Source organism: Marinobacter mangrovi (genome assembly GCF_016798325.1).
Taxonomy (GTDB): domain Bacteria; phylum Pseudomonadota; class Gammaproteobacteria; order Pseudomonadales; family Oleiphilaceae; genus Marinobacter_A; species Marinobacter_A mangrovi.
Genome location: NZ_JAERVO010000002.1, coordinates 158,649 through 179,543 on the forward strand (window position 1 = coordinate 158,649; position 20,895 = coordinate 179,543).

21 protein-coding genes are annotated in these 20,895 nt (G+C 57.6%); 7 read left to right on the top strand and 14 right to left on the bottom strand.

The window, feature by feature from the left end; genetic code table 11:
- Positions 1-156: 156 nt before the first annotated feature.
- The 5 genes from JL474_RS06675 to JL474_RS06695 all read left to right on the top strand — a co-directional run bounded on the left by JL474_RS06675 (position 157) and on the right by JL474_RS06695 (position 4,884).
- Positions 157-1,464, top strand: coding sequence for a hypothetical protein (locus tag JL474_RS06675; protein WP_203141437.1), 1,308 nt, complete (start codon positions 157-159; stop codon positions 1,462-1,464).
- A gap of 172 nt (positions 1,465-1,636) precedes the next feature.
- On the top strand, positions 1,637-2,032 hold the full coding sequence (locus JL474_RS06680; RefSeq protein ID WP_203141438.1) for an encapsulin-associated ferritin-like protein: 396 nt from the start codon (positions 1,637-1,639) through the stop codon (positions 2,030-2,032).
- Complete coding sequence (locus JL474_RS06685; RefSeq protein ID WP_123635651.1) at positions 2,029-2,835, top strand: family 1 encapsulin nanocompartment shell protein; 807 nt, start codon at positions 2,029-2,031, stop codon at positions 2,833-2,835. The genes JL474_RS06680 and JL474_RS06685 overlap by 4 nt, the downstream gene beginning before the upstream one ends.
- A gap of 6 nt (positions 2,836-2,841) precedes the next feature.
- Positions 2,842-3,801, top strand: a complete 960-nt coding sequence (locus JL474_RS06690) for an FAD-binding oxidoreductase (protein ID WP_203141439.1) — start codon at positions 2,842-2,844, stop codon at positions 3,799-3,801.
- A gap of 183 nt (positions 3,802-3,984) precedes the next feature.
- Positions 3,985-4,884, top strand: coding sequence for a DMT family transporter (locus JL474_RS06695; protein ID WP_203141440.1), 900 nt, complete (start codon positions 3,985-3,987; stop codon positions 4,882-4,884).
- Here JL474_RS06695 and JL474_RS06700 read toward each other — a convergent pair.
- From JL474_RS06700 to JL474_RS06720, 5 genes are all read right to left on the bottom strand, one after another.
- The gene (locus JL474_RS06700) at positions 4,862-5,611 is read right to left on the bottom strand and encodes an ABC transporter ATP-binding protein (RefSeq protein WP_203141441.1); all 750 of its coding nucleotides are present in this window, start codon (positions 5,609-5,611) and stop codon (positions 4,862-4,864) included. The genes JL474_RS06695 and JL474_RS06700 overlap by 23 nt on opposite strands.
- Positions 5,605-6,654 carry a FecCD family ABC transporter permease gene (locus JL474_RS06705; protein WP_203141885.1) on the bottom strand — a complete coding sequence of 350 codons (1,050 nt, stop codon included), beginning with the start codon at positions 6,652-6,654 and terminating at the stop codon, positions 5,605-5,607. Before JL474_RS06705 ends, JL474_RS06700 begins: the two co-directional genes overlap by 7 nt.
- 40 nt (positions 6,655-6,694) lie before the next feature.
- Positions 6,695-7,855, bottom strand: coding sequence for an ABC transporter substrate-binding protein (locus JL474_RS06710; RefSeq protein WP_203141442.1), 1,161 nt, complete (start codon positions 7,853-7,855; stop codon positions 6,695-6,697).
- Positions 7,856-8,272: 417 nt separating this feature from the next.
- Complete coding sequence (locus tag JL474_RS06715; RefSeq protein WP_203141443.1) at positions 8,273-9,340, bottom strand: 2,3-butanediol dehydrogenase; 1,068 nt, start codon at positions 9,338-9,340, stop codon at positions 8,273-8,275.
- Positions 9,341-9,589: 249 nt separating this feature from the next.
- On the bottom strand, positions 9,590-9,955 hold the full coding sequence (locus JL474_RS06720; protein ID WP_203141444.1) for a winged helix-turn-helix transcriptional regulator: 366 nt from the start codon (positions 9,953-9,955) through the stop codon (positions 9,590-9,592).
- A gap of 94 nt (positions 9,956-10,049) precedes the next feature.
- On the opposite strand from JL474_RS06720, the gene JL474_RS06725 reads away from it, so the two are divergent.
- Positions 10,050-10,784, top strand: a complete 735-nt coding sequence (locus JL474_RS06725; protein ID WP_203141445.1) for an SDR family NAD(P)-dependent oxidoreductase — start codon at positions 10,050-10,052, stop codon at positions 10,782-10,784.
- A gap of 403 nt (positions 10,785-11,187) precedes the next feature.
- A complete protein-coding gene (locus tag JL474_RS06730) occupies positions 11,188-11,760 on the top strand; it encodes a hypothetical protein (protein WP_203141446.1) in 573 nt (190 codons plus the stop codon).
- Between the two features lie 113 nt (positions 11,761-11,873).
- On the opposite strand, the gene JL474_RS06735 is transcribed toward JL474_RS06730, so the two are convergent.
- From JL474_RS06735 to JL474_RS06775, 9 genes are all read right to left on the bottom strand, one after another.
- Positions 11,874-12,254, bottom strand: coding sequence for a HEAT repeat domain-containing protein (locus JL474_RS06735; RefSeq protein WP_203141447.1), 381 nt, complete (start codon positions 12,252-12,254; stop codon positions 11,874-11,876).
- Between the two features lie 169 nt (positions 12,255-12,423).
- Complete coding sequence (locus JL474_RS06740; RefSeq protein ID WP_203141448.1) at positions 12,424-13,098, bottom strand: hypothetical protein; 675 nt, start codon at positions 13,096-13,098, stop codon at positions 12,424-12,426.
- 48 nt (positions 13,099-13,146) lie between these two features.
- The gene (locus JL474_RS06745; RefSeq protein ID WP_203141449.1) at positions 13,147-14,718 is read right to left on the bottom strand and encodes an IS1182 family transposase; all 1,572 of its coding nucleotides are present in this window, start codon (positions 14,716-14,718) and stop codon (positions 13,147-13,149) included.
- Between the two features lie 660 nt (positions 14,719-15,378).
- Positions 15,379-16,242, bottom strand: a complete 864-nt coding sequence (locus JL474_RS06750) for a DUF2971 domain-containing protein (protein WP_203141450.1) — start codon at positions 16,240-16,242, stop codon at positions 15,379-15,381.
- A gap of 108 nt (positions 16,243-16,350) precedes the next feature.
- Positions 16,351-16,665 (bottom strand): hypothetical protein, encoded by a 315-nt coding sequence (locus JL474_RS06755; RefSeq protein WP_203141451.1) that lies wholly within the window; start codon positions 16,663-16,665, stop codon positions 16,351-16,353.
- Positions 16,666-17,171: 506 nt separating this feature from the next.
- Positions 17,172-17,456, bottom strand: coding sequence for a hypothetical protein (locus JL474_RS06760; RefSeq protein WP_203141452.1), 285 nt, complete (start codon positions 17,454-17,456; stop codon positions 17,172-17,174).
- Positions 17,457-17,541: 85 nt separating this feature from the next.
- The gene (locus JL474_RS06765) at positions 17,542-18,102 is read right to left on the bottom strand and encodes a hypothetical protein (protein ID WP_203141453.1); all 561 of its coding nucleotides are present in this window, start codon (positions 18,100-18,102) and stop codon (positions 17,542-17,544) included.
- A gap of 94 nt (positions 18,103-18,196) precedes the next feature.
- Positions 18,197-18,691 (bottom strand): hypothetical protein, encoded by a 495-nt coding sequence (locus JL474_RS06770; protein ID WP_203141454.1) that lies wholly within the window; start codon positions 18,689-18,691, stop codon positions 18,197-18,199.
- Between the two features lie 439 nt (positions 18,692-19,130).
- Positions 19,131-20,852, bottom strand: a complete 1,722-nt coding sequence (locus tag JL474_RS06775) for a bifunctional protein-serine/threonine kinase/phosphatase (protein WP_203141455.1) — start codon at positions 20,850-20,852, stop codon at positions 19,131-19,133.
- Positions 20,853-20,895 lie beyond the last annotated feature (43 nt).

Below are 20,895 nucleotides of genomic sequence, written 5' to 3' on the forward strand. Positions count from 1 at the left end.
ATTGAATGATTGTTCAATGCGATTTTTTTCGGAGGCAACGGCCGGAAGCGCAACCCGTATCCCGTTCACCGTACTCGCATAATTGCGCATACCACGAGGTGTTTAGCTTGCTTACAATAGCCTTTTCATTTGCCTGAGGCTCCCTAAGGACTCGCCATGTCGCCACGCTTACGATCCATCCTCGCCTACCTGGCTTTGTTGGCCGCTATCCTGGCATTCCTGCCCGGCGCCACCTATGTCGGCGCGGTTGCTGTGGCTACTGTTGTCATCCTGGGTTGGGGAGAGATGCGCCGGGTGCCGCAGGGCGTGTTCCTGGTGGCGTGTGCCGGACTGGTCTATGCGCTGGTGGCGGATCAAGCGCTGATAGGCGACGCGATCGCCAACGTCACGCGGCTGGCGGGGCTGATTCTGGCGGTCATGCTGTTGTCCACGGTGCTGGGGCGCTCCCGCGACCTGCAGCGGATTTCCGTCAGCCTGTTCGACGGCCGGCCAACGGGCCGCTATCTCAGCCTGGCGTTCGGCACCGCCCTGGTGTCGATCCCGCTGAACTTTGGATCGGTAGCCGTGGTGGGCAGCCTGGTGGGCGAGCGGATTCGTGGCGACGGCGATTCCCCGGCCACCCGCAACGCCACCCGGGCTGTCTTGCGAGGATTCGGCACATCGCCGGCGTTCTCACCGCTGTCGATTTCCGTGGTACTCACCCTGACACTGTTGCCGGGGCTGAAAAGCGCCTCCCTGATGGCCGTGGCCATTCCCTTTGCGGTGGTGATGATCTTCCTGGGGCTGATCTGGCGCGAACCGGAACCGGCCAGTCAGCCGCTCAGCCGCAACCAACCCGCCGGCGCTGGCAGCTGGCTTCGATTTGGCGGCCTGATCCTCGGCATCTGCGCGGGTGTTTTCGGGCTCAGTCATGGGCTGGGCGTCAGCTACGCCCACGCGGTGACCCTGAGTTGTCTGGCCGTCGTTCTGGGCGCACGGGTACAGGCCTGGTTGCGCGATGAACATCCGCCGATCGCCCCGATGGACCGGGTTAGCAACGAGCTGGCCATTGTCGGTGGTTCGGCGTTTATTGGTGCCATCATCAGCGGCGTGGTGCTGGGACACATTCACGGCAGTGCCCAACTGCCGGACTGGGGCTGGCCGGTGCTGGCGGCCTGCGTGCCCTGGATCTATTTCGTGGCAGGCCTGATGGGCGTCAACCCGATCGTGATCGGAACGCTCACCGGCGGCATCCTCGGCTCGATCTGGCCGCACGAGGCGTTGCTGGGACTGGCGGTCGCCATGGTCACCGGCTGGTCCATCACGGCCTTCGGAACACCGTTCGCGGCCAACGCCCTGATCATGGAGCGCCTGACCGGCTACCGCGCCAACGACGCCTCGTTGAAGTGGAGTCTCGAAGTCTCCGGCGTTGGTCTGACGCTGGGCAGCCTGCTGGGCGTCGGTCTGACCCTGGCACTGCTGTAAAGCGGCGTCAGGGCGTTCCCTGTTCGTTCTCTTCCTCTTTCTCCCTCCGGTCCGGGCGATAAGTCGCCTGCGTCACCTTGTAATCTGCGTTCACTGCCATAAGGTCTTGAATAAGAGCTAAGCTGATGACAGTCATCCACTTTTGCTGAGGATCCTCACAAAGGAGATTGCAATGGCCGGAGCGAGTGAGAGTTACCATGAACCCATGGAGATGCTGTCCGAGAAGACCAAGGACATGCATCGGGCCCTGGTGTCGGTCCAGGAAGAGCTGGAAGCCGTCGACTGGTACCAGCAGCGGGCCGACGCCAGCGGCGACGAGGAGCTGAAAGGCCTGCTCCTGCACAACATGCGGGAAGAGATCGAGCACGCCTGCATGGTGCTGGAATGGCTGCGCCGCAACAGCCCGGATTTTGCCAAGCAGATGGACATCTACCTCTACACCGACAAGCCCATCCTGGACGCGGAAGAAGGGGAGTCGGACCTGGCGGAAGCGCCCGTGGGTAACGGCGATCGCCGGGCACTCAGCCATTTCACCATCGGCAAAATGAAGGGGGAGTCCAAGGCATGAACTACCTTAACCGGGACAATGCATCATTCTCCAAGGAGATTTGGGAACAGATCGACGCCACGGCCGTGAATGCGGCGCGGGAAATCCTTACTGGCCGTCGCTTCCTGGAAGTGGATGGCCCCTACGGCGTCGGCCTGACCGCCATCGAAGTGGGCGAAGAAGGCTACTGCCGGCAACCGGCGCCGGATGAAGCCGGGGCCGTGCTCAGCCGCTCCGTCGCCATCCCCATGCTGCGCAAGAGCTTCGGCCTCAGCGTGCGCCGCATCCAGGGTTACGAGGCGATGGGTCAGCCGCTGGACCTGCGCTCGGTGGAAGACGCCGCCGAAGCCGTCGCCCGGCGCGAGGAAGAGTTCATCTATTACGGCCAGCCGGACTTCGGTCTGGAAGGCTTGATGACCGCCAAGGGCCGCAACGAGGTGAAGTCCGCCGACTGGACGAAGGTGGAGCAGGCACTCAACGACGTGCTGTCGGCCGTCGACGAGCTGGACAAAAAAGGCTTCCATGGGCCTTACGCCCTGGCGCTGCCCCCGAGCTGGTACAACCAGCTGTTCCGCCGCTACGAAGGCAGCGACATGCTCCAGCTCGAGCACCTCAAGCGGCTGTGCGAACTGGGCGTGTTCAAGGCGGAAATCGAGGGCGCCGTGCTGGTGGATGCCCGGGTCGGGCGCATCATCATCGGCCAGGACCTGATGACCGGCTACTCGTCCAACGACGGCATCCATCACCAGATGTTCACCAGCGAGAGCCTGGTGCTGCGCGTGGAGGAGCCGGGCGCCATCTGCACGCTGGTCCGGAAGAAGTAAGCCGCCATGGCCAGCCCGTCCGACATCCGCCGGGCCCGGCAGCTCGCCCAGGCCACGCTGGCTGATCTGGACAGCCTGGACGCGTTCCGCCGGAACAGCGGGGATGCGGGATTGCAGTCGATGCTGTCCCGCATCCACCAACGCCGCTGGGCGCAATCGTCCCGGCTGCTGGAATGGGCCGGGCGCCAAATGGACGGCGTGGTGCCGGAGATCTCCGCCGACCAAGGCGAAGCCGCTTCCGGGACGACCGAAACCCCATCAGTGGGAAGCCCGGCCCATCACGCCGTCAGCGACTTCGTGACCGTGACCGACGATCTGGTGCGCTTCACCGTCCCGCGCCCGACGGACTTCCGCTTCGAGCCCGGTCAGTCGGTCAAGGTGGGCGTAGGCGACGTGCGGCGCAGCTTCTCGATCGTCTCCGCGCCCCACGAACCCCAACTGGAATTCTTCGTGGAGCTGGTCCCGGGCGGGCGAATGTCCGAACAGATGCGGAACCTGACGATCGGCCAACCCGTCGACCTGGGCCAACCCAAGGGCGGATTGCGCTTCGACAGCCGGTTCGCCAATCACCTCATGATTTCGACCGTCACGGGCATCAACCCCTTCATCAGTATCCTGCGGAATGCGTTCCAGCAGACCGATCCCGGACACCGCTTCCACGTCCTGCAAGGCGCCAGCTATCAGGACGAATTTGGCTACGCCGACGAGCTGACCCAACTGGCCTCGGCCCATCCGGATCGCGTGTGCTACCTGGCCACTGTTAGTCGGCCGGATGAGGCGCGGAATGCGGGGTGGTCGGGCTGCACGGGTAGGGTAGATTCGCTAGCGGAGGATTACATTCGGGAGGCTGGTTTGAAGCCGGAGGACACGCTGGTGTACCTGTGTGGGCACTCCGGGATGATCGATGCGTTGACGCCGCGTTGTCGGGAGCTGGGGTTTGAGGTGCGTACCGAGAGTTATGACTAACTAAGAGTCTTTCTCGCCCGGAACCCTGCACAAAACTATTTGCGGACTGCCAGCCACCAAGATAAGTCTGTCCCGGTTTATCTCCTGGATAGGCATCTGCGACTGGCCATTTACGGCCTGCTCACATACTCTGCGTACCGTCTTGATCCATTGCCCCTCTGTACGCAGGAGTGAATACGCCCCATGAATGATGTCGCGGACCGGCCACTCGCTGGCATCCTGCTCCGAGTCCTGTCAGGACTGTTCTTTGCCGCTATGCTGGTCTGCGTCAAAGCCGTCAGTAACGATGTCCCGCTTGGGCAAACGGTGTTCTTCCGCTCGGCCTTTGCGTTGCTTCCGATCGTGGCGTTCATGATGTGGCGGCGCGAGTTCCCTCGAGCCCTGGCTACGCGGCGCCCCTATGGCCACCTGCTGCGCTCCGGTCTGGGCGCGGCGGCCATGTTCGCCTCTTTCGCCGCGGTGGCGCGATTGCCGGTGGCCGAGGCGACGTTGCTGGCGCAACTCTCGCCAGTGGCCCTTGCCATGGGCGGTGTGCTGCTACTGGGCGAGCGCCTGACTCCACACCGGGTCGCCGCATTGGCACTCGTGCTGTGCGGGGTGGCCGTGCTTGTTTTGCCGGAGCTGCGTGGTGGCCCCGCTGCGGATCGCCTGTTCGGCTACGGGCTCGGCATCCTCAGTGCGTTGCTGTCCGCGGGCGCGCTGCTCACTGTGCGTCGGATCTCGCGTACTGAAAGCCCCGCCACCATTGCATTCTACTTTGTGTTTGTAACGACCCTTGCAGGCCTGGCAACCCTTGGTCTGGGCTGGGTGTCCGTGGATGGGCCAATGCTTGCGCTGCTGGTTCTGGCTGGGCTGTTCGGTGGTGCGGCACATATCTGCATGACGGTGGCATTGGGCATGACCGAGGTATCGCGGTTGGCTCCCTTTGAATACCTGGCGCTGATCTGGCCTGTGCTGGCCGACCTGTGGCTGTTCGGGCAGCCGCTTTCCGAGGGCTTCGTGCTGGCCCTGCCATTGGTGCTGGGCGGTGCCATGATGGCAGCGATGGAGGGGCGGCGGCTCAGATGGCGGCTTCAACGATGAGCTGTGGGCGGCCCCGGGAACACGACTCGATACGCGCTTCTACCTGGAAGGTCTCACGCAACATGTGCGGATTGATCACCTGTCCGCACGGGCCACAGTCGACCAGCCGGCCGCTCTCGATGACCAGCGCCTGATCGGCGAAACGCAGGGCGTGGCCCAGGTCATGCAGTGCCGCGATGATGAGCATGTTCCGCTCCTGCGCCAGTTGACGCAGGATGCCGAGGAAGCTGATCTGACGGTGCAGGTCGAGTGCTGAGGTGGGTTCGTCGAGCAACAGGATGTCGGGGGACTGCACCAGCGCCTGGGCTGCGCTCACCAGCTGACGTTGTCCGCCGCTCAGATTGCCGATGTCACGGCCGGCCAGCGTGTCGATGCCAAGCTCCGCCAGCGCCTTATCGACCTCCTGGAGGTCCGCGTCAGCCACCTTGAGACGGCGCCCCTGCATGCGCGCCAACAGGACCGACTCATAGACCGTGAGCGCTGCCGTGGCGCCGGTCTCCTGGGGCATGTAGGCGACCGGTCGTTGGCTGCCTGCGCCTTCAATACGCGCCTCGCCGTCGCCCTCGAGCAGCCCCAGGATTCGCCGGAACAGCGTGGATTTACCCGCGGCATTGGGGCCCAGCAGGGCGACCACCTGGCCACCCTGGAGCGGCGGGGAGGAAATGTCCGAGAGAATCTGTCGGCGGCCGTAGCGTGCAGAGAGGCGGTCGAGCGTCAGCGTTACCATGCGTTCTTCTTGTGGCTCAGGATTAAAAACAGGAAAAACGGAATCCCCACCAGTGAGGTGATGATGCCGATCGGAATGATGGTGCCGGGCAGGATCATCTTCGACAGCACAGAGCCGACCGAGAGCATGAGTGCCCCGCACAGCGCCGAGCCGGGCAGGAAGAAGCGCTGGTCTTCACCCAACAGGAGACGCGCTATATGGGGGCCGACCAGGCCAACGAAGCCAATGGTGCCGACGAATGAGACGGCGATGGCGGCCAGAAGCGAGACCATGACCAGCACCTCCAGTCGCAGTCTCCGTGGTTTGACCCCCAGGCTCTCGGCCTTCGCGTCGCCCAGGCGCATGGCGGTCAGTGCCCATCCATGCCGGGCCAGCAGCGGCACCACCACGGCGAGCACGGCGAAGGCAATGCCGAGTTTGGGCCAGGTCGCCTTGGTCAGGCTGCCCATGGTCCAGAACACCACCGCGGAAACGGCTTGCTGGCTGGCGAAGAACTGTATCAGCGCCATCAGCGAGTTGAAGATAAAAACCATGGCGATGCCCAGCAACACGATGGTCTCGATCGTCACGCCGCGGCGCATGCTCAACAGGTGGATCGCGAAGGCCGTGAGCATCGCCATGAAGAAGGCGTTGGCGGGGATTGCGTAGTCGACCAGCGTCGGAATCAGGGTTACTCCGAAGGCAAGCGCCAGGGCGGCGCCAAAGCTCGCCCCCGCTGAGATGCCCAGGGTAAAGGGGCTGGCCAACGGATTGGACAGGATCGTCTGCATCTGGGCGCCGGCGATCGAAAGGCTGGCGCCCACCACCAGCGCCATCAGCGCCACCGGCATGCGGATCTCCCACAAGATCACCCGCAATGAGTTGTCGACCGCGCCGGGCGTGAAGATGGCTGTGACGACCTGGTCCAGGCCGAAACGGGCAGGCCCTAGTGCCAGGTCGACGCAAAGGCTTACGAACAGGGCCAGGCTGAGGGCTGCGAGGATCACCTGGCGTCGGATGACCAGCGCGCGATAGAGATTGCCCTCATCGCCGGCGGACGGCATAAAGGTTGAGGTGCGTGACTCGCGCTCGTCGAGCCGGGTTTCAATCGTCATGGAGAGAGACCCAGTAACCGGGCATGTAGTCCACCGGCAGGAAGCGTTCGTGCAACTCCCTCAGGGTGGCTTCCGGATCGAGATCCTGGAACAGGTCCGGATGAAACCACTTGGCCAGGCGCTGTACGGCAACGAAGTAGTAAGGGCTGTTGTAGAACTGATGCCAGATGGCGTGGACTTCGCCGTTCTCGACGGCGGCAATGCCGGTCATGGCGGTGCGTCGGGTCAGGTTTTCGAGTTTCGTGCGGGCCTCATCCATGTCCGCGCCAGGGCCGACGCCAACCCAATTGCCGCCAGGCACATAGGCACCCCAGTTGCCGCCGGTGACGACCACCTGGTCGGGATTGGCGGCGATGATCTGCTCTGGGTTAAGCGTGCCGAACGTTTGGGGAATGATGCCGTCTGCGATGTTGTCGCCGCCGGCGAGCTCGACATATTCACCGAAGTTACCGGGCCCGAAGCTCATGCAGCAGTCGTCGGAATAGCCACCCGCGCGGTCAATGAAAACCCTGGGCCTATCGGGCTTGGCGGCTGCGATCTTGTCGGTGACCCGGGCCATCTGTGCTTCTGCGAAGTCGATGAAGGCCTCCGCACGCTTTTTGTCCCCCAGTAGGCGCCCCATCAATCGCATCGACGGGATGGTATGTTCCAGCGGCTTCTCGCGGAAATCGACGTACACAATCGGAATGCCCAGTTCGGCCAGCTTGGTGTCATAGGCCGCATCCTCGGTTGCTGCCTTGGCCTCCAGGTTCATCAACACCACGTCGGGTTTGAGACTGGCGGCTTGCTCGACGTCGAAGGTGCCGTCCTTGAAGCCACCGAACGTGGGAATGCGGGTCATCTCCGGGAACTTGGCGGCGTAGGCGGCGTAGTTGTCGGGATCGGCCTCGGAGAAATCGTGGCGCCAGCCGACGACATGGGCAAATGGCGCCTCCGGCTCAAGCGCGCCGAGCAGGTAGATCTGGCGGCCTTCGCCGAGGATGATGCGCTCGACAGGCGCGTTTACCGTGACGTTGCGGCCGGCGATGTCAGTCACCGTGATCGGATCGGCCCAGGCATGGGGCGTGCTGGCCAGTGCGAGTATGGCGATAGCGAAGTGCGCAAGCTTTGCGGCATATCCTGAGCGTGATGAGGGGCGTTGATGGGTCAAGTCGGGTTCCAGTAACGATAACGGAATGGATTTACGCATCATTCTTATTTGCGAATGGGGCGCATTATGTCCCAGCAGCCGATTGGCGTCCAGAGGCTATGGCTAACCCGGGTGGGGGCAACTGAGGTGGCGAGGACATGGTGCAGCGAGAGGACCACAGGCGCCTGGTTATGCGCTCTGCAGCTCAGTCAGACCACCAATGTGCCGCGCGGTTTCTGGTCAGTGATCCTGGATGGCAACGCTCAAGTAGCCATCGATGACGAAGGTAGGGGGGGATCGCCGTTTGGAGGAAAACCGAGGGCGCACACGACAACATTGCGGCCAACCCGTTCAAGGAGTGCAGAGCCGTTTTTCGTGGTTTGGCAGCCACTGAAGTCAGTCCGCCCCGGTTTTCAGGATGTCTGTTTTCTGGCGCGCTCAGCCTATTCGAGGCTGAACGATGATTTTCACGGCCGATTCATTGTTGTGAATGAGAGTATCGAAGCCTTTCGAAACCAGATCATCCAACTGGATGCGCTGGGTGATGAACGGCTCCAGGTTGATCTTGCCTTCCTCGACCAGTTTGATGGTTTCCTGATGGTCATTGCAGTATGCGATGGTCCCGCGCACGTCGAGTTCCTTCATCACCACACTGTGCACATTGATGGTGGCGGGATGACTCCATATTGACACAATCACCACGACGCCGGCGGAGGTGGTTGCGGCGACCAGGGTGTCCAGGACTGAATTGACACTGGAGCATTCAAACGCCACATCCACCCCGTTGCCATCGGTAATCTTCATGACTTCCTCGACCACATCCACCTGCGATGGGTCCCGAATGTAGTCGGCGACGCCGGACTCGGCGGCCTTTTGCTTACGCGCGCTGCTCAGCTCTGTGATGATCACGCTCAGTCCCTTGGCTTTCAGAATGGCGGAAAGGAGCAAGCCGATAGGACCGGCCCCGCCGACCAGGGCCATGTCGCCGGCCTTGGCGCCACTGCGGGTAAAAGCATGGTGTCCCACGGACAGGGGCTCGATCAGAGCCGCCTGATCCAGCGGTATATCCTTGGAAATCGGATGCACCCAGCGCCGTCTAACCGCGATTTTCTCGGACAGACCACCGCCACGGCCACCCAGGCCGATGAAGTTCATGTTCCTGGACAGATGATATTTATCGCCGGGCCCGGTGGGCACGTCATCCGCCACGATGTAGGGCTCCACCACCACATGCTGGCCGACCTCGATGTCGCTCACCCCTTCGCCCACGGCATACACTACGCCGGAAAACTCATGGCCCATGGTTACGGGTGCGGACTCCCCGGAGATCGGGTGGGGATGGCCGCAGGGCGGAATAAAAATCGGCCCTTCCATGAATTCGTGCAGGTCCGTCCCGCAGATCCCACACCAAGCCACCTCAATGCCGACGGTGCCAGGCTCCACGACAGGTTCCGGAATGTCCTCGATACGGATATCGCCACGGTCATAAAAACGTGCTGCCTTCATCGTTAAGCTCCTTATGTTTGTGTTAACGATATCCGGCAAAATATGCACCAACATTGATGGCGGTCATTAAACCCATGAAAATGCGAGGCAATCTGTTTGATCCGGGACGGGGCAGTCCGTTTCGGACATCGCCGTTTTTACAGGTGTAACGTAGCAACTGTCACTGACGTTACAGCTGTCCCGTCCAGCTCCACGATGGACACGCACCAAGGGGTTGGGTTTTGAGGTGGGTGTCCTGTTTAGCCCCTCTTACCGGCCGGTTTTACGGCGGTCCATCGCTGCAGCAATGTCCTCTTCGTGCTCTTCGCCCCAGCCGCAAAGCGGCTCCATGGCCCTCACCAGGCTCGCCCCGAAAGGCGTTAGCGAGTAGTCGACCCGCAGCGGTATCTCCCCATAGTCGGTTCGCCGGACGATGCCGTCGGACTCCAGTTCTTTCAACTGCTGGATCAACATTTTGTCGCTCACGCCCCGGACGCTTCGCTTGAGCTCGCCGTAACGCGTCGGCCCCTTGTTTAAAAAGAACAGAATCAAAGGCTTCCACTTCCCGGAGATCACGTGCAGCGTCGCATGAAGGCCGCAGATGAAACGTTGGTTTTCCGAGTTTTCTTTTGCCATAACGGATACTTACCAAAAGGTGCATACTTGAACATTTGTAAGTAGCTTATATATCGTGAGTGCGAATTGAGTCAACACACACGGAGACCCAACCATGAGTCGGCTAAACGGTAAAATCGCATTGATCACAGGCGGAGCCAGCGGCATCGGCTTCGCCTCGGCCCAACGCCTCATTGAAGAAGGCGCCTTCGTCTTCATTGCCGGACGGCGGCAGGACGCCCTCGACAAGGCGGTTGAGGCACTGGGATCCAACGCTCAGGGCGTTCAGGCGGATGTGACGAAGCCGGACGATCTTGATCGCGTATTCGAGACAGTGCAGAACGAGAAAGGGCACCTGGACATCCTGGTGGCCAACGCGGGGGTCGGCGCATTTGCGAGCCTGGGACAGATCACCGAAGAGCACTATGACTATATCTTCGACATCAACGTCAAAGGCACTATCTTCAGCGTCCAGAAGGCGCTGCCGCTGATGAAGAACGGCGGCTCCATCATCCTCACCGGATCCACGGTCGGCAGCATGGGTACCCCGGCCATGAGCATCTACAGCGCCTCCAAGGCGGCCGTCCGCAATCTGGTGCGCAGCTGGGCCCATGATCTCAGGGGCACCGGCATTCGCGTGAACGTCATGTCTCCCGGTCCGACCAAAACAGACAAGTTGATGGAACTGCTCCCGTCCGAAGCCTTGAGCGAGATGAAACGGACCGTACCGCTCGAGCGTCTGGGCGATTCCAGGGAAACCGCGGGCGCGGTCGCGTTCCTGGCATCCGACGACAGCAGCTTCATGACGGGTAGCGAGGTGTTCGTTGATGGGGGCTACGCACAGGTTTAGAAACCGGACGGGGAGCGGGAGGCAATGAACCAAAAGGGGGGAGCATAGATTTCAAATCAGCCGGCTTGGTTCATAGCAAATCAAGCTGAACCATTTGCATTGAACAATATAAAATCGCCTTGGCCCCTTTAATTTTGACTTCCGTTACCCTTAACGCGAAGGCAACCGGACGCTTTGAAGCGCGAGCGGAAAAGCGGTCCGGTTTTCCGCAGACCTCAATCCGCTCAAAAGGAAATCGGTTGGATAACTTGCTATGCGAAGAATATCGGTCGTATTTGCGTTCGCCGCGCTAAATGCCGGTCCACTAGGGGCGGATCAGAGTCGGGAAATCTATCTCGGTAACCAGCACCGCGCTGGCCAGTATGCGTATCATGGGGAAGCCCCAAGCGAGGTAGAGATCTCCATGTACGGGCGGCAGTCTCCAGCACCTTGCGAAGGCCCTCACGCCCAACAGGCGGTGGAGGTGGCGTTATCTTCTCACTGGAAGTGGGTGGTGAGGCTCCAAACAAATGGAGCCGCGGACAAGTCCACCCGTCGTGCATTCGATGACGCATGGCAGGCATTGCGTTATCTGGTCGAAGATCTGAACTGTAAGGATCCGCTCATTGGCTATCGCTACGGCAACAGCATTCACATGCAGCGAAATTATGAAAGGTCGGTTGTTGAGCTCGGAAAGGTCGTTGCGGGCATTGAGGCACACTATCCTCAGATGTTGCCGATCGCTCAAAGCCAGTACGCCGAAGCCCTGGGGGTAACGGGGCATCTGGATGAGGCCATTCAGCAGCATCGTCAGGTGCTTAAACGGATCCCCGATAGTGTGTCCGCAGCGCTCAACCTTGCAAACAGACTTTCCCAGAGGCTTGACCCTGGAGATGCCGAAGAAGCGAGAGAGCTGTTAGCCAAGGTTCGCTCTCTCGGTGTATCTGATTACGGCCAGAACGTAATCGATGAAATAGAGAACCGGTTGGGGCGCTAGGGTGGCGGACAGCAAAGAGGCAGGTTTTGCCTCTTGCCTGAACCCAGAGACAAAGAGTATCAGTTGAGGCAAAAAAACAAGACTTGTGGCCCCGTGCTCATACGATTTTTTTGTTATGCCATAAACTTGCGACCAACATACCGTTCCATAAATAAGTTAAGTGACTTACCTAATTTAGATTTATCTAGTTTCAAGTTATACAAGTCAAAGTCACATAAGACCTCGTCCAAAAGCGGCGGATGAATTTGGATGAGGCGCTCATATTCGATCTCTGATTCGGCCCACAGAGATCCAAGAGAGCCGGCAGCTTCTTCCCGCATATAATCAGGTTCAGAGTCATCCATGAGAATTTGGAAGAGTGCATCTTTTGGAGCCTGTCCAACGCAATACATAAGGCTCTCAGCTGCAGCAACACGAGTATTGGCGTCTTCAGATCTATCCAGAAGATAACGAATACACTTTTTACAGTCTTCCGTGCTCAACTCTTCAGTCATAGAATATAGATCCGTCTCTGTTTTCGGATGCTTCCCCTTGATCATTTCCGGCATCGGCTTTCTACTGCTTGGGAGTTAGCGATGCGTGTCCACTCGACTGGGGGAAGTCCAGGCGATGCTTGATGGCCTTGTTAGGCCATTGCAGAAACGGACCAGGAACGAGTTTTCTTTAAATAATCTCTTCTTTGCGTCCTTCAAGGATATAATAAGTCTGACAAATGATTCGATAGTTTGAGAACATTTCACTAAATTTGGTTTGTAGTTCTTCAGCCCACTCAAGCCGGTTAGGTTGTTCGCGAAAGAACCGCTCAATTTCCTCAGTATTGTCGCGCAGATGGAAGACGTTATTCCGGAACCTTCTCAAGGCATCATCATGCTTTTTCAGGAATTTACCCAACTTGTCAGCTTCTGGGATCAATTCGACGAAGTCTGATGGGCGATCATCCTTCATTAATTTTCGGACTTTCAGCCTTTTAAATCCCTCGGCGGTAACCGCTAGGAACCCAAGCCAGGAACTGAAGTATATTGATTGTTCAACGCGGCTTTTTCGGCTCAATCGACCTTGTTTATCCCTTTTTGCAATCAGCTTTTTATAGTTCTTGAACATTAGCTCACTTGCCAGGAAATAGTGGGCGTAGAGAGTCATTACGGCATCATGGTCTCGATGCGGTAGGGCTACGGTCAATTCATATCTCCTATCACCTAACGAGGCTGTAGAAAAACCCATTTCCGAGTCGTTCCCCACAGCCTTTTCCGTTGTTTTCCTGTTCACCCGCCGTTGGCGGATCCGTTGTTCTTTTGACCGGCGATAAACACTTAGCCTTAGCGCTTGCCACTGATTCATCTACAGTGCGTTCAGCGGCGCCCTCTCGTGGGGCCGACCAGCCCCTCTTCAGGCCGCTATGTGTCCGTAATTGGCCAACTTCTCGATATTATGCACCAGGCAGTAAAGCTGCCACTGGCCCTGTACCTTCCGCTTACCGCGCAGACTGAAGCGGTTCAATCGCTTGGTCGTGCCGATGTTGCCGAACACCGGCTCCACCACCGACATCCGGTGGCTGTAGATGGTTTTGCCTTGTGGGCTATCCACCCGACGCTTCATCCAGTCGGTGTAGTTGGGCTGGCGCTGGGTCTCGATGGTGAACGAGACCTGCCGGCCTTTGCCTTTCCGGTCGTTGGCCGCCTCCGGATTCTGCATGCACCGGTGCTTTTTCGGGCAATGGCGGCACTGCAACAATCGCCCCTGGAAGTAGGCTCGCTTCAAGCCGTTCTGATCAACCTGGGTGCCGTGGTACCGCAGGGATTCACCGACCGGACAGACACAGGTCCGGTTCACCGGATCGAACTGGAACTCACTGGCGGGAAGGGTATTCTTCCAGCCCGTGTTGGGCCGATTCTGATGCCGCTTTCCATATTTGTCTTTCTGGTACTGGAACTTCGGGTCCCGGCTGCGGAACTTGTTGTCCGGGATGTAGCCGTTGATCCCGCGTTCGTGCAGGTAGCGCATGTTGGCTTCGTTGGCGAAGCCGGTGTCGGCGGTGACGACCGTTCCGCTTTGGTAGATGCTTTCGGCAATACCCAGTGCCCGGTAGCGGGCTTCAACCCGTTCGAGAACCGGCTGCAGCGTGTGATGCTCCTGACCCTCGCCGAAGGCCTGGGCGTCGATGATGACCTGGTGTTTCTTATCCACGGTGGCCACGCCGTTGTAGCCCTGGAGGGTGCCCTTGGCTGTGGTCATCTTGGCGCTGTCGTTATCGGTCAGGTTGCTCTTCACTTCCTTGTTCTGCTTCCCCCGGCCCATCCTTGGGCGGTTCGTCTTTAGGAAGCGGTCGACCTTGGTCAGGGCTTCATCCAGCGAGAGGATGGTCTTTGCCCGGCGGATGTCCCGATCCAGTTCGGCTTCGGTCTCGGCTTCGTCCCGGGCGTAGTGTTCCTGCAGGTGGTGGCGGATCAGCCGTCGCAGCTTCTCCCGCTTCTCGCCCAGCTCCTTGAAGGTACCGGACCACTCCTTGCTCGCGTTGGAGGACATCTTGCAGCCGTCGATGGTAAAGAGCTCGTTGCCCAGCAGGCCCTGCTCGTGGCACACCAGCAGCACCTGCTCGAACAGCTCTTCGATCTCATCGGCATGGCCGCTGACGAACTTCGCCAGCGTGGTGAAGTGCGGCACCGTATCGCAGGAGAGCGCCTTGAAGATGATGTTGGTCTCGCAGCACCACTGCATCTCGCGGCTGGAGGTGATGCCCTTGGAATAGGCGAACAGGATGATCTTCAGCAGGATGGCGGGATCGTAGGCCAGGCGGCCGGTGTCTTCGTTACGGTACTTGGGGTGGAAGACGGACAGGTCCAGCTTGTGTTCGATCAGGTAATGCACCGCGTGTTCGAAGGTGCCGGGCTGGAGCTGCTCCTGATAATTGATCACGACCATCGCGTCCTGGTCGTAGTTGTAGTGCTTGAAGCGGGGCATGGGAGACGGGTCCTTGTCAGCCTGCGATCACTCGATGCTACCAAACCCGGAACAGCGATTCCGGGACTTTTTCTACAGCCTCAACGCCAATGTTCAGCGGCCGGTTTGGAGGCGCACCGCGCCGGAAAACCGGTCCGGTGGAGGGCCGTCAGGCCCGGAACGAACTGCAACTACTTGTTAGATTGACTGTACCGGATTGGGGGCGCTTCTTTTAGGTTTTGATTTGCATGAGAAAAAGCCCAGAACATTAATGTAGCCCCAGCTATCTACTCTGTCTTGGATCTGATATTCGCCTAATCTTGAACCTTGCTTGATGCAAAACGATTCCATTGAAATAAGTGCGGCTTGGGTTAGGTAACTCGCTCTTGTCGTCCTTTCCGAAATCAAAGCAGACCCCTGATATACAACAACTTGATATCTATTTGTTCCCACAGTTTCAATTTTGTACTGGGGATCAGTTGGTATACTTTTACCAAACTGACTATTAAAGTCGAGTAAATCCGACTGCCCAGACGTCGCACAGCCCAGCAATAAGAAAGTAAATATTACAATTAGACTCGATCGCACCATTGCTTCCTTAAAATCTAACGCGAAGCGCACCGGTGGCCTTTACAGAGCGAAGCGGCGTGAAGGACATCCGTGTGGCGCGTATTGTTACACCTATCCACGGTATGGCGTTTTCGAATACCGTCTACGAAATAGATTTTTGGTTACTTGCATATATACGCGAAGCGATTCAGCTGCCAGATGCCTTTCTTTGCAAGGCCCAAGATAGACCTCTGAAATTGGCAGATACCCATCTTCATCCCTGACTAGCTTCAGCTCATAGTAGGGCAACAAAAGCCCATCTCTTGTTCGCCATTGGGATTTCTTGTCTTTCCAAGAAAATGGACCGCCAATTAGACGCCATTCCTGCTCCTCGACAAAAGACGAGTGTTTCATTGTTGATCCGATTTTTAGGATTCGGCTATAAAACTTGCTTTCTCGTTCAATGACGTCGAAGTCCTCCCTGCCATCCTGAGATTCGAAATAGCTGACAGCGGCTTCAATTACTTCGCCAATCAGCCTTTCTTTCTCGGTGTCGTCGTATACGCACTTTTCGAGCCTGAAATTGGAAGTTTCACACAGTTCTTGGAGAGCCGATTTATTAAATCCTATGGAATAGCCGCCTAGTCCACAATAACCACGCCATTGGCTTAGCTGGTCAGGGTTCTCAGTCATGGAGAAAATAAACGTTCTTGCTCCATTACTTGAGCCCAAAGTGTTCTCCATGGCTGAATAGAACTGTGCTAGTCGGGCAGAAGCTGAAAATTTCTTTCGTTTGATCAATCCAAGAGCGATATCGACTGCATGCCCAAACTCCTTGGAATCGTTCATGTATTGAATCTGTGTAGTCCACAGTGATTCGTTATCGAGGATTCCTTTGAGGCCTTCAACAGAAGTGTAGTGATAAAGCCGTTCGTATCTCTCGGCTCGTTCAGTTTCTAGTTGAGTGGCTCCCAATTCTTCTTCAAAAAAGCTCATCTTCAGACGGACTCTTTAAAGGATGTAACGCCAGCCATAAGCGGCCGAAAAAACCGCCAGGTTTTTGAGGTCCAGCCGCCCGCAGGGCGGCGATGCTTGATGGCCTTGTTATAAGCCTTGGAAGAGCTTCTTCTTGGCATAGTTTGCGGCAGCATCTTTCTGCATCTCTTCCCAAGATGAATATGAAGTGCTTTTACTGATGAAAGCATCCCATTCATCATCAGGTATGGCGGCGAAATCTTCAGCTGATTCGACCTTAAAACCGCTATCATCAACCAGCTCTTCAAAACTTGAATACGAAGAACATTTGGACATGAATTCTGAGTCGAAAAGATCTATCAGCTTCACTTCGCTCTGGCCGGACAGCTTCTCCATATTGTCTTTCAGCTTATCCAGTCCGCTTGTATCACTCTTAAAAGACATCTCTATACCTCCTGCAACTTATAACGCTCAGGCGCAGCGGCCGGTTTGGAGTGCAACGGAAAACCGGTCCGACTGACGCGGCTGGTTATGTGGTACTCCCAAGTTCTGACAATCTCACCCGGGGTTGGCACGCCACAAAAGCCAGCGTAGATAATTATTGTGCCCTGGGCACCAATCTTGGCGGCATTCACCAAGCACCCATTTTCATTTTGTGAATCCAATTCGTTTGTTTAGCGCCGTTGAACAGAGATTGGTCAGCTACCAACAAACTTATCAATCAAGCTTGACGGAAACACCTGAGTTTCATTGCTGGCAACGGATATGGCCGGCCTGCCGGGATTCCCAATTCTCTTCAATCATCCGATTTTCTTTGCGCCGAACACCTTGAGCCTGGCAACCACTAGCTCTGACTTCAATCTGCCCGCCCCACATAACGCCTGCAGCACGCGCGCCCTTGGAATGGAGCCGAAGGCGCAATGGAAAGGGCTTCGCCGTGCCTGCACTGGTTATGTTGTCGATGCCAAGATCGACTTATAGCGATTAGCATGCAGATGCCCCATTAAGTTTGCCGCTTTTAGCAGATGCTCCCAGAACTCTCTGCCAGGGTTTGGGTTGTCCTCTATGACACCGTCAAGTTCTTCCATTGCTAGAAGCAGCTCATTTGCTTCGAGGTAAGAAAGAAAATCGCTCTCTCGGTAACCGTTTTCGGATTCAACGACGTTCTCAGGCAGCAAGCTGTAAGCTGCCCTCAACTCGACCTCAATTTTTTCCCATTTCTCTGCTTGATTCATAGTTCGCTAAGCAACATAACGCGAAGCTTTGCGGCAATTTTGGAACCGCGAAGCGGTGGAAAAATTGTCCGCCAACAGCGGCTGGTTATATTTTCCCGTCAATTTGATCTGCGGCCTTCTGTAGAACACTTGGATCAAGTGATGGCGAAAGCTCGTTCAGGAAAATGACTTTGCCACCATTTTCACTAGCACTTTTAAGTGGCCCTGGTTTTTTGTCGAGTGTCAGGACGTAATTGTGCACGGACAGTGCTCCAAGCTCGATATCAGCCTCTTGTTTGTTAAGAATCAAGCCATCTTTCCGTTTTCCCTGCCCACCAAACAGGGCATTCAACCTTTCCCGTTCTTTGTTCTCAAAAACGGAACTAAATCCACCCACACCAAAACCTGAGGATCGTTGCTCATCTTCTGGATAACGTGGATCTTTGAAGCCAAAGGTGTGAACTTCCTCTATATCGCTACCGAGGAGTGAGAAGATGTATTTCTTGAGCCCGATCGTGTATGGCTTATCGGACATCTGATTGATCTCAAATCGACCGTGCTTACTGATTGCGAGAGTGAACTTATCCCGAGGAAAATAAGCCATCAAATCAACATTGTTTTGATAGGCGAAATCCCAAACATTGTTATCAAGATAGACTCGGCTCATCAGCTCCCTCAAATATAACGCCCGCAGCATGCGCGGCTTTGAAATGGAGGCGAAGCCGCAATGGAAAAGACGTCGCCGTGCCTGCGATGGTTATCTATTCCTTGTAATCTGGAAGTTCAGTTAAGCTCGGATGCTCTTTCGTTTGAGCTACTGCGTCAAGGTAACCGCACAGATAATGGATGACACCACGTAAAGTCTCGTTTACGTCAAATTCTGCATCCTTTTTGATTTCCGTAAATCGTTTACCGAACGGGCTTCCAATCTTCGCCACATCAGACGCCGTGATGGATTTATTGAGGTTATGCGCAGCTTGATTTCGTATCTTGTTCAGATTCCGGAGCGAGGAAATTGCAGAATCTGGAACCACGTCAAATGCGTTAACGACCGCCAGTTTATGGTGGAAGCTTAGGTTCCCAGACTCAATCAATCTGTCCCCCCTAGGAAAGAGGGCCAGGATCAAACGTTCGAGAGTATTTTCGGTATAGAGGTGCCCTCTAAGTACAAGCATGGTTGGGTCAGACTCGCCGCCAACCGCAGACTCAAATTCGTCGTAATCCTGACCATATACCGTGTTAGCGAGCTTATCCACGCTCAACTCCCTATTAGATAACAGCTAATTCAACTGACTTTGTCGTATATCACCCACGCGGATAACTCCGCAGCGCGAAACCTTCAAATCTCCGAAAAGCGTAGCCCTGTCAGTCATATAAGGCCAGTAGCCTGCTTCACGCTTCTGGAGTTTTCCGACAAAGCGAGGATAACTCCGAGGCGTGTAATACTCAGTAGCAAAAGCACCTATTCTGATAAAGTAAGAAAGTTCAATACGTTACATTTGTTAGCTTGTGCATGTTCCGGAGTTTTCGTGCATTCAGTCGCTGAACTCTGCATTTTGAGCGCGGTCAACTCGCTTCCCGCGGTGTCCTGACCATCATCGTTGCCCATACGGCAAGCGATAGGGGTGTTCGTGTTCGATCGGGGAGAGGCGGCTGATAACAACCGGGAAACGAGGAAGGACTCTCTAGAGAACACTACCGCACCAACAAATAAACCACCGCCGCCGCCAAAACCGCCGAAATCCCCTGCCAAACTGCCACCGGATTCCGCTCCAGCAGAGGCGGCCGGGTCTTGTTGAGGTAAGCCTTGTTAGGATGCCGCAGGTCGTAGGTAAACTCGGACAACTCCTGGTAGCGTTTGTCCGGGTTGGGGTGCAGGGCCTTTTTCAGGGTTTCGTCCACCCAGGCGGGGATGGTGCGCTCGTCGTCGAGCACACTCTGGTATTTCAGGTTGCGCTGAGCGGCGGCGGTCTTGGCTTTGGCCACCTGTGGGCCGTAGGGAAAACGCCCGGACAGCAGGTGATAGGTGAGCACGGCCAGGGAGTAGAGGTCCGACCGCGCGGTGCCGACTTCCCCCATGAAATATTCCGGCGCCATATACAGCGCGGTGCCGGGCAGGGCGAGGGGATCGTCGTCGGTGCGCGCTTCCTCGATGCCGGCCACCCGGGCGACCCCCAGGTCGATCAGGCGCACGGTGCCGTGGGTGTCGATCATCACGTTATCCGGCTTCAGGTCCTGGTGCAGGATTTCCATCCGGTGCAGGGCGTACAGGCCTTTGCTGATCTGTTCGACCAGATCGCGCACGGTTTCCAGATCGGGCTGCGGGTGGTCGTTGAGCCACTGTTTGAGCGTCTGCCCCTCGATGTATTCGGTGACGGTGTAGAGGTACTGACGCTGGCGCGTTTGCGGCCCCGCTTTCATGACGTGCGCGCTGTGGACCCTACGGGCGATCCATTCCTCCATCAGCAGCCGTTCCAGGTAGTCCTCGTCCTGCTGCAGATCGATGGACGGCAGCTTCAGCACCACCCGTTCGCCACTGACCTGATCTTCCGCCAGATAGACATGGCTGCGGCTGGTGGCGTGCAGTTCCCGCAGGATCGTGTAGCCGTCGAAAGACGCGCGGGCCTCCAGCACCGGCGGCAGGGGCAGGTCGGCGATGGTGGCGTGAAAGTCGGGGGTCGTGTCCCGGGGGATCGAATCCACTCGCACGATCTGAAGGGTCAGGTTGTCGCGGCTGCCGTTGTCGAGCGCGTGGTCGATGATGCGCCGGGCGGCTTCGTCCAGATCCTCCGCGTACTCCCGGCAGCACTGGAGAATGAAGGCGGTCTCGGCGTGTTCGTAGACGCCGTCGGTGGCGAGGATAAACAGGTCGCCCGGCCGGATGGAGACGGAGCGGTAATCGAGTTCAATCGACGCCTCGATACCCAGCGCCCGACTCAGGTAATGCTCTTCGGGGGAGACCCAGAGGCGATGGTCGTGGGTCAGTTGTTCCAGCCCGGCATCGTTCAGGCGGTAGATGCGGGTGTCGCCCACATGGAACAGGTGGGCCCGGTCGGCCTTGAGCACCAGCGCGCTGAGGGTGCAGACGTAGCCGCGGTTCTTGTCGAAACGGGCATCGCTGCGCTGGGTCTGGGAATGCAGCCAGCCGTTGGTGGCGGTGAGCACTCGCTCGACGGCGTGGCGCACGGACCAGGCATCGGAGGTGCAGTAGTAGTCATCCAGGAAGGCGCGGACGGCGGTTTCGCTGGCGATGTGGCTGACATCGCTGCTGCTGATGCCGTCGGCCATGGCCAGGGCAATGCCTTTGAGGTCCCGCATCGCGCCGGTCGGTATCTGGCAGCCGTGGAAGTCCTGGTTGGTCGGTTTTCGTCCCCGGTCGGTGTGTTGACCGAGCGCGATGGTCAGGCGGTTTTCCATAGGCGAGACAGCGGCCCCCGCCGCGAGGGCAGGGGCCGACTGG